Below are 16985 nucleotides of genomic sequence, written 5' to 3' on the forward strand. Positions count from 1 at the left end.
TCAACTGATAAATCAATTAAGAGAATATGGTGGTGGGAGATGGATTCGAACCATCGAAGGCAGTGCCGTCAGATTTACAGTCTGATCCCTTTGGCCACTCGGGAACCCCACCAGGGTATTTTATACTTAAGAGCAGATTTCCCAACGCTATTCTCAAGTTCGGAGCGCATAATATCCAGACCTGGATTTTCTGTAAAGCATTTTCTTAAAAAAACAGTTTGTATGACCGATTTTTGCACGCAATGGCTAAAAAGCGTCATTTTTGATGCTCAATTGTACGCAAAGCTTAGCCTTAACGCCGATCGTATAATCACCTCAAAACGTATTAATGCTTCTAAATCCCAATACTTTACATTGATTGACGTTATGAACCCGTCCAGCTGATAAAATGAGGCCAGATTAGGAAAATCTACGAATTATTATGAAGAGAATGACTCAACAAATGGCAAAACCACTTTCTATCGCCTCTGCACTTTTGCTTGGCACTTTACTCTGTGCGCCATCTTTTGCAAAAGGACCTCGCGGGCCTTCACAAGTCGCAGTTACCACGCAAGACGTGGGTGTGCATGAGATTTCTCAAAGCTTAGCATTGGTTGGTAAGCTCAAAGCATCGCAATCTGTAATCATCGCCCCTGAAGTCAGCGGCACAATCGAACGTATTGCGGTTGGAACGAATCAGAAGGTTAAAACCGGACAGGTGTTGATTCGACTTAGTGATGACAAGGCAAAAGCATCGGTCGCTGAGGCGCAGGCGTATTTGAATGACGAGCAGCGTAAGCTCAATGAATATGAACGCTTGAGAAAGAGCGCAGCGATTACCCTGACTGAGATTGAAGGGCAAAAATCGAGTGTCGATATCGCGAAAGCTCGCCTAGATGCAGCGAAAGCTGAGTTACAAGACCGAACTCTTAGAGCCCCATTTTCTGGTCAGATCGGCTTTGTTGATTTTAGTTTAGGTAAATTAGTGAGCGCGGGCACTGAACTGCTTACCCTCGATAACCTAGAAAAGATGGAGCTGGATCTTCAGGTACCTGAACGATACTTGCCAATGCTGTCCACTGGCATGTCGGTTTCGGCTATCTCGAATGCATGGGGCGACCAGTTGTTTGAAGGTACGTTAGTGGGCATCGACTCACGCGTAAACCCAGACACCTTGAACCTTCGTGTGCGTATCGATATCGATAATGATACGGGTAAATTGAAGCCGGGTATGCTGGTTCAAGCTACGATGAAATTCCCACCGATAGAAGCAGCAATTATTCCTGTTCAAGCACTTGAGTACATGGGAACGAAGCGTTTTGTGTATGTGGTTGAGGAAGGTAACAAAGCGGTGCGTCGTGAGGTGTTCCTTGGTACTCGTGTAGAAAACGAAGTTGTTATCGAAAAAGGCTTAGAAGTCGGCGAAACTATCGTAGTGCAGGGCGTGGTAAATATGCGTGGCGGCGCTTTGGTTAAGGTGGTTGGCGAAGAAGAGAGCAGTGAGGTTAGTCAGTAATGTTGTTATCTGACATTTCGGTTAAACGACCGGTTGCCGCTATCGTTCTGAGCTTGTTGCTGTGCGTGTTTGGTATTGTGTCGTTCTCAAAGCTTGCTGTACGAGAGATGCCAGACATCGAAAGCTCAGTGGTGTCAATTAATACTCGCTATGACGGCGCTTCTGCCACCATCATTGAAAGCCAGATAACCTCGGTCATTGAAGATCAATTATCGGGTATCAGTGGTATCGATGAGATCACCTCCACCACTCGAAATGGTATGTCACGTATTACCGTGGTGTTTGACCTAGGCTATGACCTCAATACCGGGGTCAGTGACGTTCGTGATGCGGTGGCAAGGGCTCAGAATCAGTTACCCGACGAGGCCGATACCCCCACCGTTTATAAAAACAACGGCAGTGGTGAAGCCTCTATCTATATCAATTTAAGTTCCGACTTTTTAGATAGAACAGAGCTTACTGACTATGTAGATCGCGTATTATTAGACCGCTTTAGCCTTATCTCCGGCGTGAGTTCGGTGCAGGTATCTGGCGGTTTGTATAAGGTGATGTACGTTAAGCTCAAGCCAATCTTAATGGCAGGTCGAGCGGTGACTACTGCGGATATCACCTCAGCACTGCGCTCTGAAAACATTGAGAGCCCAGGCGGGCAAGTACGAAACGATGCCATCGTCATGTCAGTGCGAACCGACCGTACCTACAACAGCGCGGAAGATTTTGATTACTTAGTGGTAAGAAGAGCGGCAGACGGCACACCTATCTATCTAAAAGATGTGGCGGACGTTTATCTTGGCGCGAAAAACGAAGACTCTACCTTCAGAAGCGATGGTGTCGTCAACGTAAGCTTGGGTATTGTACCTCAGTCGGATGCTAACCCCTTGGATGTGGCGACAGCCGTTCACAAGCAAGTGGATGATATCCAAAAGTTCTTACCTGAGGGTACGCGCCTAGCGGTAGATTACGACTCCACAGTGTTTATCGACCGTTCTATTTCCGAGGTTTATAACACCTTGTTCATCACTGGTGGTCTAGTGGTGTTGGTGCTGTATATCTTTATTGGTCAGGCGAGAGCGACGCTGATCCCGGCGGTAACGGTGCCGGTATCGTTAATATCCTCATTTATCGCTGCATATTACTTTGGCTTCAGTATTAACCTCATCACGCTGATGGCGCTTATCTTGTCCATTGGTCTGGTAGTGGATGATGCCATTGTGGTAGTTGAGAATATCTTCCACCATATTGAGCGCGGTGAAACGCCATTGCTTGCGGCCTATAAGGGCACGCGAGAGGTAGGCTTTGCGGTTGTTGCGACCACATTGGTATTGGTGATGGTATTCCTGCCAATTTCCTTTATGGATGGCATGGTAGGTCTGCTATTTACTGAGTTCTCAGTGCTGCTGGCAATGTCCGTTATATTCTCGTCCTTGATTGCTTTGACCTTAACGCCAGTACTGGGTAGTAAAATCCTCTCGGCCAATGTGAAGCCAAATCGATTTAATCGTGGCGTAGAGTTCTTGTTTAAGAAGCTTGAGCGAGGCTATCGACGCGTACTGACTGTCGCCTTGAAGCTTAGATGGGCTGCGCCTGTGGTTATCCTTGCCTGTGTGGGCGGTTCATATCAATTAATGAATCATGTGCCAGCGCAGCTGACCCCGCAAGAAGACCGCGGCGTTATCTTTGCCTTTGCTAGGGGCGCAGACGCAACCAGTTATAACCGCATGGCGGTTAACATGGATATTATTGAAACACGTCTGTTACCTCTATTAGGGCAAGGGTTGCTTAAATCTTTCTCTATTCAATCGCCAGCCTTTGGCGGTAATGCGGGTGACCAAACAGGTTTTGTCATTATGATCTTGGAAGATTGGGAAGAGCGAGACCAATCAGCAAATGAAGCTTTGGGCGTTGTACGAAAAGCCCTTGGGGATATTGCTGATGTTCGCATCTATCCATTTTTGCCTGGTTTTAGAGGCGGTTCTAGTGAGCCTGTGCAGTTTGTTCTCGGTGGTCCAGATTATAGCGAGCTAGAAAAGTGGGCGGAGATCTTAAAGAACGAAGCCGATGATAGCCCATTCATGGATGGCGCGAGCACCGACTACTCTGAGAAAACCCCAGAGCTTGTGGTATCCATAGACAAAGAGCGTGCCGCCGAGCTTGGTATTACTCAAAGCGATATCTCTGACACCTTAGAGATCATGTTGGGGGGTAAAACAGAGACCACCTATGTTGACCGTGGTGAAGAGTACGACGTTTATCTGCGTGGTGATGAAAATAGCTTTAATAACATCACCGACCTGAGTCAGATTTATATGCGCACGGGTAATGGTGACCTAGTGACCCTAGATTCCATTACTAAGGTGGAAGAGATTGCCTCTGCCATTCGTTTGTCGCACTACAACAAGCAAAAATCAATTACGGTTAAGGCGAACCTAAAAGAGGGTGCGACGTTAGGCGATGCACTGGACTTCTTAGATCAGAAAGCCATTGAAATTTTGCCAAGTGATATCTCAATCTATTACTCCGGAGAGTCGAAAGACTTTAAAGAGAACCAATCGTCAATCTTGATTGTGTTTGCGTTAGCACTGCTGGTGGCCTACTTGGTGCTAGCGGCGCAGTTTGAGAGCTTCATTAACCCGCTGGTGGTAATGTTCACTGTACCTATGGGTATCTTTGGCGGTTTCCTTGGGCTAGTGATCATGTCGCAGGGGCTGAATGTGTATAGCCAAATCGGCATGATCATGCTTATTGGTATGGTGACCAAGAATGGTATCTTGATTGTCGAGTTTGCTAACCAGCTTCGAGACAAGGGCGTTGAATTTGAACAAGCGATCATCGATGCCTCGGCACGTCGTTTAAGACCTATCATGATGACTGCCTTTACTACTCTTGCGGGTGCTATTCCGTTGATTCTATCCACAGGCGCAGGTTATGAGAGTCGTATTGCGGTGGGTACTGTTATCTTCTTTGGTATGGCATTTGCGAGTTTAGTGACCTTGTTTGTTATCCCTGCGATGTACAGACTATTGTCGATTAAGACTCAGTCACCAGGTCATGTAGAAGAGATGCTAAATCAAGATCTTGAACATGATACTAAGGGGCGCATCAGTCACTAGTTGCTTACATAGCTGACTAAACGAATAAGCCAGATCTTCGGATCTGGCTTATTGATTCCACAGATGAAAAGTAGCGTAACTCCCATAAGGGTGGGCGGTGTTTTCATTCAGCCTAGCAAAATGAGCTAATGCCTTTTTCACCACCAAGTCTCCACTAAGAAAGCAGTCTTGTTCTGATAGTCCTCGTAGCTGCACATATTGCACAGTCCACGGCCCAATGCCTTTGATGGCTAGCCATTCATTGGGCGACGCACTTGGATGTTTAATTAGGTAGTCGGCAAGGGCGCTTAGGGAGTCTTTTCGGCGCTGAGGCATCTTTAGAAATGATAGGTCTGCACTCGCGACTATCTTTGGGCTAGGAAACTGAGTAAGGTCAGTCAATTGTTCGGTCAGCCTGTTTAGTTGAGTAATGGCGGCAGTAACGGAGACTTGCTGCCCAAGTACGGCTCTAACCCCTGCCTCCCATGAGCTCCACACTCCAGGGATACGAATACCTGTCCTTTTGATGAGATCAGGCTCAACAGCTTTAAGGTGAGCCTCAATAGCGTCAATGTCCGCATCAAGATCCAGCATCCTTCTTAGCTTGGCTATTAATGGTCGAAGCTCGGTATCAGACGCAACATCGTATTCTAGAGTGAGGGATTGAGGGCGGTTTTGGGTGAGCCTAAACCAAATAGGTTTGTCATTTAAAAAGGCGTATCGAGAGTAGCTATTTTCGTCAATGGACTCGATATGCTGGATCGCTCTGCGTTGATAAAACGACAGCATGAAAGACCAGTCTAGCGAGCCCTTATAATCGAGTTCTACGCTAGGTAAGACTTTTGTTTTAGGTAAATCCGATGCTGGCATTTTAGTGTCTACATAAACGCAACGACATCAAAAGTCGAGTCCAAGGCTGATCTGTAAGCCATCATAATCTGCATCATAATTGCCTACACCTGAGTTGGCATAGCCATAAATGTATTCAGCTCTTAACCAGTAGTCAGTGTTGATATTCCATATCAAGCCTGCTCCCACGGTAAAGACACCACCGGTAGTATCACCAATATCCTCTCTTGAGCCATTACTTATATCATGGCCTTGGATATTCGTCGCTATGGCACTGGTACGGCCAAAGATCTCTAGTGGGGTATCGCCCAATTCGCCCGTGGATAGCAATAAAGATAGGCCTAACTCGTAGTAGTTGATTTCATAGGTCTTGGCATCGTCAGAGGCCTCTGAATAACGAAAGAAACCCTCCATGCTGAGGTGCTCGTTGAAGGATTGTCCTCCGCCGATAATAAAGCTAGGGCTGGAGAAGCTATCGGTAGAGTCACCATCAGGAGAGAAGCCTACATCACCGACACCGAGGAAAAATGAGTTGTTACCTGCAGCGGCAGAAGAAAATGAGAATAGGGTTGCAGATATCAGGCTAATGAGCCGCAGCTTGTTCATAGTCATCCTTGATTACGTGTTAGTATTAACATTATCGATACTTAGCTTAGGTAAATAACAAACTGTTCGAAAGTGTATTTACATCATAAGCTTAACAGTTATATTACAACTAGGTTTCTATAAATATCAAAAACGTTATCTAGTGCTGTTTAGCATAAGGAGAAGAACATTGACTCAGGTAAAACATCAACAACTGTCTCAAGAAGAACAAGACAAGCTGGATGCTGCTGTATTTCGTCGTCTACTGGCTCATTTAGACAACAATAAAGATGTGCAAAACATCGACCTAATGATTCTGGCTGGGTTTTGCCGTAACTGCTTTAGTAAGTGGTATGCCGCTGAAGCCAAAGAGAATGGCTTAGATCTGGATATCGATGATGCTCGCATGCGCGTGTATGGCATGACCTATGATGAGTGGAAACAGAACCATCAATTGCCGGCTACACCAGAGCAACTTGCCGCATTCGAGGCAAAAGACAAGAAGTAACCCTCTTCGCTAGCTCTCTAAGATGGCAGAGAGCTAGTGATTCACGTAACACACCTCAGCCTTGATACCTAAATTAGAAAACTGCTTAAACCATCGAATCTGGTTGTCTTGCAATTTGTCTCCCGGTCCTTTTACTTCAATCCAGCGATAGTCATTATTCTTAAAGGCGATGAGATCCGGCATGCCGGTTCTAAAGCTGCGCACATCAGCGAGTATGATCTCAAATAGCCCTAACAATTCTTTCATCCTAAAACAGTGCTTAGCATGTTGCAGAACCGTCAAATCAAACATTGGCCAATGCACAAACGGGTTAGTGAGCCCTTGCTTGCATTGATAAACTCGTTCCAGCTCTGCAAAACCTAAGTGCTGCAATTCCTCTTTCCGAGTATCAATCAGCGGCTGACGCTTCTCGGTAAACTCAGGCGTATAGAGATCCTTTGGGCCAATCTGATAAGCATTTAGAAAGGCCCCCTCAATGGGCGCATAGATCACATCCCAAAAAGCCAGCCCAAATAGGCCCGTCAAAAAGGTGTTTTCCAGAAAGTAGGCTTGCCAACCCGTTTGTTCTAGGTGATGCACGACAGCGGACTCAACCCTTTGGGCGGTGAGATCGAGCTCAATATGGTATGAAGCGATAGTCGGTTTAGAAACCCTAGCTGTCTTTATGCCAAGCTTACGATTTAGCTGCTGGTGCAACCGCTGTGCTACCTCATGCTCGGGTTCGTCTTGTGGCGCTTCTAGCATTTGCTCAACAAGGGATTTAGCCTCACTCAGCCTATCACGCTTAATGAGTATACGTACTCTGCGTTCTCTTGAAGGGGCAAGAGTCGATTGCTCAAATAATTGAATCGCTTTGTCGAAGTCTTCTAGGCGCTCTAAATCACGAGCAATATTATTGATTAACCTTTGATGTCGTCTCGTTACATAAGAGTGTTCTATGTTGACTGGCATTGCATCGAGTAGTGCTGACAGGGTTTCAATCTTATCTGTCTTTGAGGCAGATTTTTCCATTTGGTAATAACGGTCGCTAACCTGTGCCAGCGATAGCAATTGCTCGACCTCAACTCTGCGGTTAAAAAAGCGTAATTCCTTGCTTAGGCTGTACTGCTCAAATTGATGAAGCCCGAGGTCACTAAGGACAAATTGACTCAAATCCTGTCTTGCGTTGGCAAAGAACAGTGTGGTTAATGTGTCGAGAAAGGCGCTGTACTCTAGGTGTACCAAGGTAAAATCGAGCTGGTCGGTCGCAATTTCCTCGCACTCTTCAGCGGCCTGTTGCACGAGGTTTGATTTAGATAAGGATTTGCCTAGCTGGGGAAATAGCTTAAGAACCTCTGGCTTGGTGAGGATAGAGCGGCAAAGAACCTCGGTGTCTATGGCATCGGGTATGGAGATAAAACTAAGGCGTACAAGTTGCTCAAACGCTCGATCTAAATCGGGGATTTCAGCATAGTGTAATTTGTCACTGCGAAACCACTCTCCCTTTCTTGAATACAAGCGAACGAGTAGTCGCTGCGCTTCTCTATCGAGAGCGTAATAATCCTTTATCCACTGAAGTTCTTCCCTGTGCAACAAATCAGAATAATGATTTTGAGCATGCTCAATTAGGGCATTGAAATTGCGATGGTAATAGCCTTCAGGAAGTTCCATTTGCTGCATTGTGTCTTTAAATAAACCCAAGTATTTTAGTTATGGATTAAGGATACAACAAAAAGATAGGGGCTTATCTATCTCTAGTTAAGCCCCTATCCTTTATAGCCTTGTTTAGCTCTAATGATTAGATTATGCCAATAGTGTGAGCAGGTGATCGCGACTGGCGCTGATGTCACCAATGGTCTCTTTAACCCACTGCGGATTGTAGTAAGTGTCAAGGTAGCGCTCGCCACTGTCACACAACAAAGTGACAATAGAACCCGTTTCGCCATTATCTCGCATCTTTCTTGCTAGCTGGAAAACACCGTATAAGTTAGTGCCAGTAGACGGACCAACCTTACGTCCCAGTTTTTCTTCTAGCCATTGCATAGTCACGATAGAGTGCGCATCAGGCACTTTGATCATCTCGTCAACCACACCAGGAATAAAGCTTGGCTCAACACGAGGGCGACCAATGCCTTCAATGTTACTGCCACGATCTAGGGTGATCTTAGCATCACGCGATTGGTAGTAGTCGTAGAAAACAGAGTGCTCGGGATCGACAACACAAAGCTGAGTTTCACATTGCTGATAGCGAATGAAGCGACCAATGGTTGCAGACGTGCCACCTGTACCTGGGCTCATTACGATCCACTTTGGAATTGGATGTTGTTCCATCTTCATTTGACCGAAGATAGAGTTTGCTATGTTGTTGTTACCACGCCAGTCGGTGGCGCGCTCAGCGTAAGTAAACTGGTCCATATAGTGACCGCCTAGCTCATCAGCCAAGCGATGCGACTCTGCATAGATCTCATCAGAGCGTTCAACAAGGTGTGCCTTACCGCCGTAGAATTCAATTTGCTCAATCTTTTTCTTTGCTGTGCCTTTTGGCATAACCGCAATAAACGGCAGGCCTAGCAAGCGGGCAAAGTAAGCCTCTGAAACCGCAGTGCTCCCTGAAGAAGACTCAATGATTGGCGTTTTTGGGCCAATCCAGCCATTACATAGTGCATACAAGAACAGTGAACGGGCAAGGCGGTGCTTAAGAGAACCGGTTGGATGGGTGCTTTCATCTTTTAGATAGATATCAATGCCAGGAAACTCGTCCACATCTAGCTTAATAAGGTGAGTGTCTGCAGAACGTTGATAGTCAGATTCAATGATTTGAATAGCGCGATTGATCCAACTGTGAGTGCAAGTAGATTCAGTGTTCATGATGTGATTCCAGAAGTCTTTGACCGAATACAGATAATTTACCCCTTCCCCCTGAGAAAAACTTACCCATAAATGCAGTGTTTAGCCTAAAATGTAGAATAATTTTCTCTTTGTGTGGGTTTTAATGAAATGAAACTGGACCGAACGGACAAAACACTACTTACTATGCTGCAAAAAGATGCCACGGTATCTCTTGCTGATCTTTCAGAAGCTGTGAACCTGACGACAACGCCGTGCTGGAAACGACTCAAGCGATTGGAAGAAGATGGGGTTATTCAAAACAGAGTGGCATTGCTCGACCCTGAAAAGTTGGGGTTGTCTTTCACTGCCTTTGTATTGATAAAAACCAGTGATCACTCCCATGAGTGGTATCAGCAGTTTGTAGAGACGGTTTCTGAGTTTGAACAGGTGATGGAGTTCTACCGAATGGCAGGGGACTATGACTATATGCTCAAGGTATTGGCGAAGGATATGCAGAGCTTCGATAACTTTTATAAGACCTTAGTGAACTCGGTCTCAGGAATATCGAACGTAACCTCAACCTTTGCCATGGAGTCCATCAAGTACACGACTGAATTGCCACTTGGTGCGGTTTAACCTTTGGTTGGTATTACTCTGATTGCGGACCATGAATAGAATGAAATCTAGATACAAAAAAGCGAGGCACTAGGCCTCGCTTTTGACATCCGTTTTTAAGGTCTAAGTTTAATTAGATCTTAAATTGTTCCAACGTCTTTTGCGATGGAGCTTGGGTTACCTTGCTCACAACAACAATAGAGATGAATGACAGAATGAATGCAGGTAGTAACTCATAGAAGTATTCGCCTTCAATTGAGATGTAGTTCTTAACGATAAAGATACTCAGAGCACCCACGATCATACCGGTAACCGCGCCGGCCTTAGTGGTTCCTTTCCAGCAAAGAGATAGAATCATTAGTGGACCAAATGCCGCACCAAATCCGCCCCATGCATAACCCACCATGGATAGGATTGAGCCATCATCGTTTGCTGCAATTACTAGTGCGAACACGGCAAAACCAACCACACCCATACGACTAATCCATGCTTTCTTCTTCTCGTCCATCTTGCTAATGAAGCCAATGTCTTCAGTAAGAGAGGAGGTCAGAACTAATAGCTGTGAATCAGCAGTAGACATAACCGCTGCCAATACTGCAGCAAGAATAAAGCCTGCGAATACAGGGTGGAATAGGGCATCCGTTAGCGCTAAGAAAATGCGCTCGCTGTTACCGCCTTCTCCAGAAACGCTCTGCAGTGGGTGGGTAGCATCGTAACCGATACCAATAAGAGCGATAGACACGGACAGCACTAGTGTCAGGATCATCCAAGTGATACCAATGCGGCGCGCTTTAGGGATGTTCTCAACCTTGTCGATACCAATAAAGCGAGCAAGGATGTGTGGCTGACCAAAGTAACCTAGGCCCCAAGCAACGAGAGAGGCTCCTGTAATAAAGCTGGTTGAGAACTTAAATGCTTCAGGTCTCACCTCACTGATCACAACACTTGAATCAGCAATCGCCATGTAGCCGAGCAACATACAGAAGAACAAGGCCGCTAGCATTAGAATGCCCTGAATAAGGTCAGTCCAACATACCGCCATGTAACCACCAAGGAAGGTGTAGGAAATCACGACAAACGCGGTGACATAAAGAGCCACCTCTTCTGTTGCACCAAAGCTATGAGCAAATAGCAATGTGCCGCCTTTCAAACCCGAAGCCACATATAGAGTGAAGAAGAAAAGAATAACTAGGGTAGAAACGGTTTTGATCAAACCTGAATTATCTTCGAATCGTTTTGAGAGGAAGCTAGGCAGGGTGACGGTGTTGCTTGCTTCTGTGGCAACGCGCAGACGCGGAGCGACGATAAGCCAGTTTAGGTATGCACCCATGGTGAGACCAAAACCAATCCAAACACCTTCAACCAAACCACTGGCAAAAACGGCACCAGGTAGTCCAAGTAATAGCCAGCCACTCATGTCTGAGGCGCCAGCACTGACCGCTGAAGTTACAGGGCCTAAAGAACGACCACCAATAATGAAGTCTTGGTTATCGTGTGTTTTTCTCATTGAGTAATAGCCAATCCCTAGCATAAGCACTAGGTACAGGCCGAATTGTATATAGATCATGTTCTGCCTTTACATCTGAGGGAGAAAAGAAATGGAGGATTTGCAATATTAATTGCTAAAGGGATGTTAACAGTGATGTTGTGAATGTTAATCCAAACAGCCATTTATAGTCGGCCAGCTCACAAAATAAGCAAGTAATTCCGATGTTTAGCGTATTTTACGGATAGTTATGCGGATAACAAACAGATTAGATCAACATTTGTGTCGAAACCAAAAAGCACACCCCAATATGAGTGTGCTTTACTATGTTTTGCGTCGGTGTTTGGTTATTTAAAGCGCATTACACCTTCTTGAACGGCGCTTGCTACCATGTTGCCAGAGCGGTCGAAGATTTCACCGCGCACTAAGCCCCTTGAGTTAGCCGCATTTGGACTCTCAATCGCATAAAGTAGCCAATCATCCATCTTAAATGGGCGGTGGAACCACATAGAGTGGTCAATAGTAGCCACTTGGAACTTAGGAGTGAACAAGCTGACTTCATGAGGATGAAGCGCTGTTACCAAGAAGCCCCAGTCTGATGCATAAGCCATAATATACTGATGGATTAATTGGCTCTCAGGAAGTTCGCCATTCGCTTTTATCCAAAGATATTGCTTAGGCTCTTCTTTATGCGGCTTGAGCGGGTTGACTACCTTAACTGGGCGAACCTCAATAGCCTTCTCACCGCAAAAGGTTTGACGAATTGGCTCTGGCAAAAACTCAGCAATCTTGGAAGCAAGTTCGCCTTCTGATGCAAAGTTATCAGGGCCCGGGATGTCAGGCATTGCATTTTGATGCTCAAATCCGGGCTGATCGCCATGATAAGATGCTGTGAGATAGAAGATGGGACGGCCGTTCTGTATGGCTTTTACACGTCGAGTGCTAAAACTTCTTCCGTCTCTAAGATTCTCAACATCATAGATGATGCTTTTGTTGGGATCGCCGGGGTGCAAGAAGTAGCTGTGAAAAGAGTGGACGCTGCGATCGCTTGGCACGGTATAACGAGAAGCCGAGAGTGCTTGCCCTAACACTTGACCACCGTACACTTGCGGTAATCCAAGGTGTTCGCTTTCACCTCGGAACAAACCGAGTTCTAGTTGCTCTAACTGTAAAAGTGTTAATAGTTCATTTAGTGGCTTGCTCATCCGACCTCCGATTCAGTTGCAATCCGAAAATACCCGTTAATGACCTATTAAACAAGAGCTATTTGTGACAGAGCGCGCGTTTTATATTGAGTAACATCGGTAACTAAGCGTAGGATATAGTTAGAAAAACCCAACAATAAGAGAGAATCAATGACCATGAACTTACGAAATTGGATGTTGGCATCAGCAGTGGGCGTATTGCTAGTAGGGTGTGCACAAACCGAGAGTGACGCAATGAAAGTGAATATGGCAGAAAGCGCAGAAATGGTAGAGGTGACAGGGACTCTTGCCTATAGAGAAAGAATAGCCTTGCCGGATAATGCCGAGGTAACGGTGACCCTTGAAGATACCTCCCTTGCAGATGCGAAAGCTGTGGTTCTAGATACTCAAACCTTTACCACAGAGGGCAAGCAAGTGCCGTTTGGCTTCAGCCTAAGCTATAACAGCGCGGATATTGACCCTAGACACACCTACAATGTTCGAGCGCAAATTCGTGTGGACGGTAAGCTTAGATTCACTACCGATACGGCGGTAAGAGTGATTACCGATATCGAACAAACTCACGACGTAGCGATTCAATTAGTTGGAGTTCGTTAGTTTTTTACATTTGGATAACATCTGATGAAAAGTGGCGATCCTGAGCTTTTGGCTTAGGGTTGCCAGCGAAACTGCCTTAACTTCACTTTTCCTGCTGTACTAAACACAATTCCTTCTTCAACTAGCCGTAATTTCTGGCGTTGTAAATCCTCACCTTTAAGCGAAATCTCCCCTTTACTATTGATTACTCTATGCCAGGGCAGGGCTGAGCCTTCTGGTAAATTACTTAAAATGGCGCCTACCTGCCTCGCGTAACCCGGATAGCCCGAAAATTTAGCAATATCTCCGTAGGTACTGACCATTCCTAGCGGAATTTGGTGAACTACCGCAAAGACTTTGTATTTTAATTGGTGCATAATGTTATCGACTGTTAAATAAATTGAGGAATAAAAACAGTAATCGCAAGGAGGCGAGTATGATGTTTTCTACAGTTCAGTTCTTTATTACCACGTTGTTGGCCATTATATGTGCTCAGTCCATCGATGTCAGTCAGGGAAATGTTCCCGTTCTGGCTCTGGCTATCCCAGCACTGTGGATTATCTCGCGCTCACGTGCATCAGGCATTTTCCTACTTGTCGGCCTCTGTCTATACGGCTTCACTCTCTCATATCAACCTACAGCACTTTCAGTATCGATGTGGATCTTATTTCCTCTATTGATGGTGGCGTTTTCTAAGCGTTGTAACATTGGCGCTCGATTGTGTGTGTTCTCGTTTTTCTTATTCATGCAGTCAGGGATTATCTACTCCCAAGTTATTGGTGCGCTAAGCGGAGAAGCTATCTACACACTGCTGCAAATAGTCAGTGTGGCGATGATTTGGCTGGCGGCCGTATCATGGAAAACCTCCTCTAAGCACGGCTGGTGGGCTCTTTTCTTAGTGCTGCCTTTGCTGGTGGCTGATATGACTCACGCAGCGCTTATCTCGTTGACGATTGTCGGTATCATGTTCTCAATGGAAAGCATGGTGAAGAGCAAGTCTAAGCTTCTTAAACTGCAATGCTGGACACTGCCAACCGCAGCGTTCGCTTCACTGGTTGCAATGCCAAGCGGAAATGTACAAGGAATCGTACTGCTGGTTTGGTTACTGATTTTGGGTGCAATCTGGATGACAGATTACATCCTGCGTATAAATGAAGAGATTGGCGATTAAACTTTCAACGGTTAACACCAAAGCCAGAAAAAGCGCTTGTATAAACTCAGGGGATGATGAATAATCCCCACACTTCTTTAGCAAAGCTATTTGTTGGAGATGCTCTATGGAGGCCTGGTCCTCCCGCAACAATAGTTCGTGAACTCGGTCAGGTCCGGAAGGAAGCAGCCGCAGCGGATGACTTGTGTGCCGGGATGTGGCTGGGTCTCCACCCAATCTAAAGAAGCCGCTTTTATAGCGGCTTTTTGCTATCTAAAGCATTGAAATAAATCGCTATTTACGCAAAGTAAACCTTTACCTCAAATTATTTTTGCGAGTCTTCACGCATTTCGGACTGGTACTAAACCTTGGTACTACACTATGCGATATCTTTCTCTCAGCTCAAATGGGATCTGGCGTTTTCGATACCAGATCCCTGTGCTTGCTCGGCCGTTTTTTGGCTTTCGACGTGAGGTAAAAACGTCCTTAGGTTCGATATCCAAACAGGCGGCTCAAATTAAAGCCTTGCAACTTGAAGTTGAGATAAAAATAAAGATGAAGACACTGCATACTCATTGTATTACCAGTACTGAACTTACGCTCCAGACTGTGCCAGTTATCATTCACCTGTGTGCTTTGGATAGTCAAAGGCTAATAGAGAAAGCGTTGGAGCTACTTGAGAACGTTCCCGAGAATCAGGAGAAATTACGCCAGCTGAATCAGGTATTTACGAAAGAGCGTATACCACCCAATAAGATGTATCTTCTCGACTTGAGCCTCACTCCATCGCTTGCGGTAGTGAATGAGATTTATGCGGGAGGATTAGCTCCCTCACAGTTTGTTAAGAACATGATGAAGCAGATCAGCTTTATTGACGGTACATCACCTGCCCCTGAAGCGATGGATCTGCTGATGATGAAGTTCACGAATCTACTTGATTTAAGGTTGGATGCACGCCGAGCATTCGAGTCACTGGATTTTCCATTGATAAAGAAGATCCACAATCAGTTAAGTCAGCTCTCTGAAAGTACCCAATATCTTGATAATGAGTGTTTTGATCACAGCTACACAGAGCCGATTGATGTAAAGAGTCGACAAGATGAAGCCTCGCAACAATGCCCAACGAGTTCATCACAACCGTTCAGCCAACCGCAGACCAGTGCCACCGTTTCTCACTCAAATGCAGAGGCAGATCCTATGCCTGCTCCTTCGTGTCCTCGCCATTGGCATATCCAAACGGTGCTTGAGGCGCAGAAGAAGGAAAAGGAACAGCTGTTGGTTGTGAATTCGAATAGATCAGAGCTTCCCCCTGAGGGAGATCGTGCACAGCGTCGATGTTTGGTGGTGCATGAAGTGCTAGGTACGGATGATGTGCGTAACATTTCGCGAGATCAGGCCATTAGAGCCGCCGCGATCATCACCACTTTGCCTGTTGACCCACTAAAGACACGTCATAAGGCATTATTTGAGGGGCGTTCGAGAACCGAATGGCCTGAGATTAATGTGAGCCTAGACTCGCCATTACCCACGCTGAAACAAAAAACGGTCAGCGACTATATCGGCTCGATATCTACGCTTTATGCTTGGGCCTCGAAGCATTATGACAAAAAACACATACAGAATCCTTGGGTAGGCATCGTTAAGAAGCGTCCTCAAGGGCAAAAGGAAGTGGATGACCGATTACCAATGGACGAGACTGATTTAGCCATGGTCTTTGGCCATCGGGTGTTCTCGAAGGGGCAACTTGGGGTGAATCCACGTACGAAAACCCCTTGTGCTTATCAATATTGGCTACCACTGCTGAGCTTATATGATATGTTGCGAGGCAACGAGGGGGCGCAATTATATCGCGATGATATTAAAACCGAGTGCAGCATCCCCTATATTGAGGTGCGCGCGGGTAGGGAGCTTCAGAGTGTCAAGAATCCTCAATCCATTCGGAAGCTGCCGATACATGCACGATTGATAGAGTTAGGGTTTATCGATTACGTGTCTTTGTTTGAGCCCAATGAACGTATTTTTCCAGAGTTAAGTTATCACCAGAAAGATAAATACTTTCGAGGTGCCGGTGACTGGTTTTCACGAACGTTCAGTAAAAAATATCAAGAGAGCCCTGAATTAAAGTCATTCTACAGCTTGCGCCATAATTGCCTTGGTTTCTATAAAGATAACATCGGGATAAATCAACCCCTGATAAAGGCGCTGGCCGGGCATATTAATGCAGACATTACGTTTGAGCGATATGGAAAAGAAGTCGCGCTGAAAATGTTAAAAGAACAGCTTGATGCGCTGCATTTTCCGTGTGTTCCTGAGCACATTACCCCATTTTTTGAGGGGAATTACCTGCAATACCACAAAGAGCATCGTGAGAAATATCTCGCCATGCAGTCTAAAAAATAGATATTGTATTCGAGCTCTTATCAGTTCAGCACCATCGCTATATAAATCGCTTATGTCTCAAACGTGCTTAAGGACTCTTCGCTAGCAAGGTTTTGCCCCATTTCGTGCTAGCACCGCTTACCTCTTCTTGGGATATCCGTCCTAATTGGCTAATTTTTCTTTATGTCTGTAATGCAAGGTAATACCCCTTTACTCTTTCTAGAATTTTTTAGGTTTATT

13 protein-coding genes, 1 tRNA gene, 1 other RNA gene and 2 pseudogenes are annotated in these 16985 nt (G+C 45.6%); 8 read left to right on the top strand and 9 right to left on the bottom strand.

Translation table 11 applies throughout. The features are described 5' to 3' along the window. Positions 1-27: 27 nt before the first annotated feature. Positions 28-112 (bottom strand) — tRNA-Tyr (locus D5I41_RS12390). Positions 113-430: 318 nt separating this feature from the next. Here D5I41_RS12390 and D5I41_RS12395 point away from each other — a divergent pair. After that, on the top strand, positions 431-1495 hold the full coding sequence (locus D5I41_RS12395) for an efflux RND transporter periplasmic adaptor subunit (RefSeq protein ID WP_119010040.1): 1065 nt from the start codon (positions 431-433) through the stop codon (positions 1493-1495). Next, positions 1495-4605 (top strand): multidrug efflux RND transporter permease subunit, encoded by a 3111-nt coding sequence (locus tag D5I41_RS12400; protein ID WP_119010041.1) that lies wholly within the window; start codon positions 1495-1497, stop codon positions 4603-4605. The genes D5I41_RS12395 and D5I41_RS12400 overlap by 1 nt, the downstream gene beginning before the upstream one ends. 48 nt (positions 4606-4653) lie before the next feature. Here the strand turns inward: D5I41_RS12400 and D5I41_RS21650 are convergent. The 3 genes and pseudogenes from D5I41_RS21650 to D5I41_RS12410 all read right to left on the bottom strand — a co-directional run. Beyond that, positions 4654-4869 (bottom strand): annotated as a pseudogene (locus D5I41_RS21650) (DNA-3-methyladenine glycosylase family protein); the annotation flags it as partial. A gap of 216 nt (positions 4870-5085) precedes the next feature. After that, a pseudogene (locus D5I41_RS21655) lies at positions 5086-5454 on the bottom strand (AlkA N-terminal domain-containing protein); the annotation flags it as partial. A 27-nt stretch (positions 5455-5481) separates the two neighbouring features. Beyond that, positions 5482-6039: an outer membrane beta-barrel protein gene (locus D5I41_RS12410; RefSeq protein ID WP_119010043.1), complete on the bottom strand. Its 558-nt coding sequence runs from the start codon at positions 6037-6039 to the stop codon at positions 5482-5484. Positions 6040-6208: 169 nt separating this feature from the next. On the opposite strand from D5I41_RS12410, the gene D5I41_RS12415 reads away from it, so the two are divergent. Continuing rightward, complete coding sequence (locus D5I41_RS12415; RefSeq protein ID WP_119010044.1) at positions 6209-6526, top strand: DUF1244 domain-containing protein; 318 nt, start codon at positions 6209-6211, stop codon at positions 6524-6526. A gap of 33 nt (positions 6527-6559) precedes the next feature. Here D5I41_RS12415 and D5I41_RS12420 read toward each other — a convergent pair whose 3' ends face one another. Together D5I41_RS12420 and D5I41_RS12425 are read right to left on the bottom strand one after the other, a co-directional pair. Beyond that, a complete protein-coding gene (locus D5I41_RS12420) occupies positions 6560-8185 on the bottom strand; it encodes a VRR-NUC domain-containing protein (protein WP_119010045.1) in 1626 nt (541 codons plus the stop codon). A 123-nt stretch (positions 8186-8308) separates the two neighbouring features. Continuing rightward, complete coding sequence (locus D5I41_RS12425) at positions 8309-9373, bottom strand: PLP-dependent cysteine synthase family protein (RefSeq protein ID WP_119010046.1); 1065 nt, start codon at positions 9371-9373, stop codon at positions 8309-8311. A 129-nt stretch (positions 9374-9502) separates the two neighbouring features. Between D5I41_RS12425 and D5I41_RS12430 the strand changes: the two genes are divergently transcribed. Further along, positions 9503-9970, top strand: coding sequence for an Lrp/AsnC family transcriptional regulator (locus D5I41_RS12430; RefSeq protein ID WP_119010047.1), 468 nt, complete (start codon positions 9503-9505; stop codon positions 9968-9970). A gap of 112 nt (positions 9971-10082) precedes the next feature. On the opposite strand, the gene putP is transcribed toward D5I41_RS12430, so the two are convergent. Both putP and tesB read right to left on the bottom strand, forming a co-directional pair. Beyond that, positions 10083-11516, bottom strand: a complete 1434-nt coding sequence (putP, locus tag D5I41_RS12435) for a sodium/proline symporter PutP (RefSeq protein WP_119010048.1) — start codon at positions 11514-11516, stop codon at positions 10083-10085. 266 nt (positions 11517-11782) lie between these two features. Continuing rightward, a complete protein-coding gene (gene tesB / locus D5I41_RS12440) occupies positions 11783-12640 on the bottom strand; it encodes an acyl-CoA thioesterase II (RefSeq protein ID WP_119010049.1) in 858 nt (285 codons plus the stop codon). Between the two features lie 150 nt (positions 12641-12790). Here tesB and D5I41_RS12445 point away from each other — a divergent pair, with 150 nt between their 5' ends. Next, positions 12791-13237 carry a YbaY family lipoprotein gene (locus D5I41_RS12445; protein ID WP_119010050.1) on the top strand — a complete coding sequence of 149 codons (447 nt, stop codon included), beginning with the start codon at positions 12791-12793 and terminating at the stop codon, positions 13235-13237. Positions 13238-13290: 53 nt separating this feature from the next. Here the strand turns inward: D5I41_RS12445 and D5I41_RS12450 are convergent, their stop codons facing one another. Beyond that, positions 13291-13593, bottom strand: a complete 303-nt coding sequence (locus D5I41_RS12450; RefSeq protein WP_119010051.1) for an MGMT family protein — start codon at positions 13591-13593, stop codon at positions 13291-13293. A 59-nt stretch (positions 13594-13652) separates the two neighbouring features. Here D5I41_RS12450 and D5I41_RS12455 point away from each other — a divergent pair, with 59 nt between their 5' ends. From D5I41_RS12455 to D5I41_RS12465, 3 genes are all read left to right on the top strand, one after another. Continuing rightward, on the top strand, positions 13653-14387 hold the full coding sequence (locus D5I41_RS12455) for a VP0952 family biofilm-associated protein (protein ID WP_119010052.1): 735 nt from the start codon (positions 13653-13655) through the stop codon (positions 14385-14387). 112 nt (positions 14388-14499) lie between these two features. Further along, an RNA gene (ffs, locus tag D5I41_RS12460) (signal recognition particle sRNA small type) lies at positions 14500-14596 on the top strand. A gap of 151 nt (positions 14597-14747) precedes the next feature. After that, positions 14748-16766: a site-specific integrase gene (locus tag D5I41_RS12465; RefSeq protein ID WP_119010053.1), complete on the top strand. Its 2019-nt coding sequence runs from the start codon at positions 14748-14750 to the stop codon at positions 16764-16766. The last annotated feature ends 219 nt before the right edge of the window (positions 16767-16985 follow it).

This window comes from Vibrio superstes (assembly GCF_003569005.1).
Lineage (GTDB): Bacteria > Pseudomonadota > Gammaproteobacteria > Enterobacterales > Vibrionaceae > Vibrio > Vibrio superstes.

What these genes read in the sequence shown, in the direction of transcription:
- D5I41_RS12420 (WP_119010045.1), bottom strand. Translation starts at nt 8,185, where the DNA reads ATGCAGCAAATGGAACTTCCTGAAGGCTATTACCATCGCAATTTCAAT.
- D5I41_RS12455 (WP_119010052.1), top strand. Translation starts at nt 13,653, where the DNA reads ATGATGTTTTCTACAGTTCAGTTCTTTATTACCACGTTGTTGGCCATT.
- tesB (WP_119010049.1), bottom strand. Translation starts at nt 12,640, where the DNA reads ATGAGCAAGCCACTAAATGAACTATTAACACTTTTACAGTTAGAGCAA.
- D5I41_RS12450 (WP_119010051.1), bottom strand. Translation starts at nt 13,593, where the DNA reads ATGCACCAATTAAAATACAAAGTCTTTGCGGTAGTTCACCAAATTCCG.
- D5I41_RS12400 (WP_119010041.1), top strand. Translation starts at nt 1,495, where the DNA reads ATGTTGTTATCTGACATTTCGGTTAAACGACCGGTTGCCGCTATCGTT.
- putP (WP_119010048.1), bottom strand. Translation starts at nt 11,516, where the DNA reads ATGATCTATATACAATTCGGCCTGTACCTAGTGCTTATGCTAGGGATT.
- D5I41_RS12410 (WP_119010043.1), bottom strand. Translation starts at nt 6,039, where the DNA reads ATGAACAAGCTGCGGCTCATTAGCCTGATATCTGCAACCCTATTCTCA.
- D5I41_RS12445 (WP_119010050.1), top strand. Translation starts at nt 12,791, where the DNA reads ATGACCATGAACTTACGAAATTGGATGTTGGCATCAGCAGTGGGCGTA.
- D5I41_RS12465 (WP_119010053.1), top strand. Translation starts at nt 14,748, where the DNA reads ATGCGATATCTTTCTCTCAGCTCAAATGGGATCTGGCGTTTTCGATAC.
- D5I41_RS12430 (WP_119010047.1), top strand. Translation starts at nt 9,503, where the DNA reads ATGAAACTGGACCGAACGGACAAAACACTACTTACTATGCTGCAAAAA.
- D5I41_RS12395 (WP_119010040.1), top strand. Translation starts at nt 431, where the DNA reads ATGACTCAACAAATGGCAAAACCACTTTCTATCGCCTCTGCACTTTTG.
- D5I41_RS12425 (WP_119010046.1), bottom strand. Translation starts at nt 9,373, where the DNA reads ATGAACACTGAATCTACTTGCACTCACAGTTGGATCAATCGCGCTATT.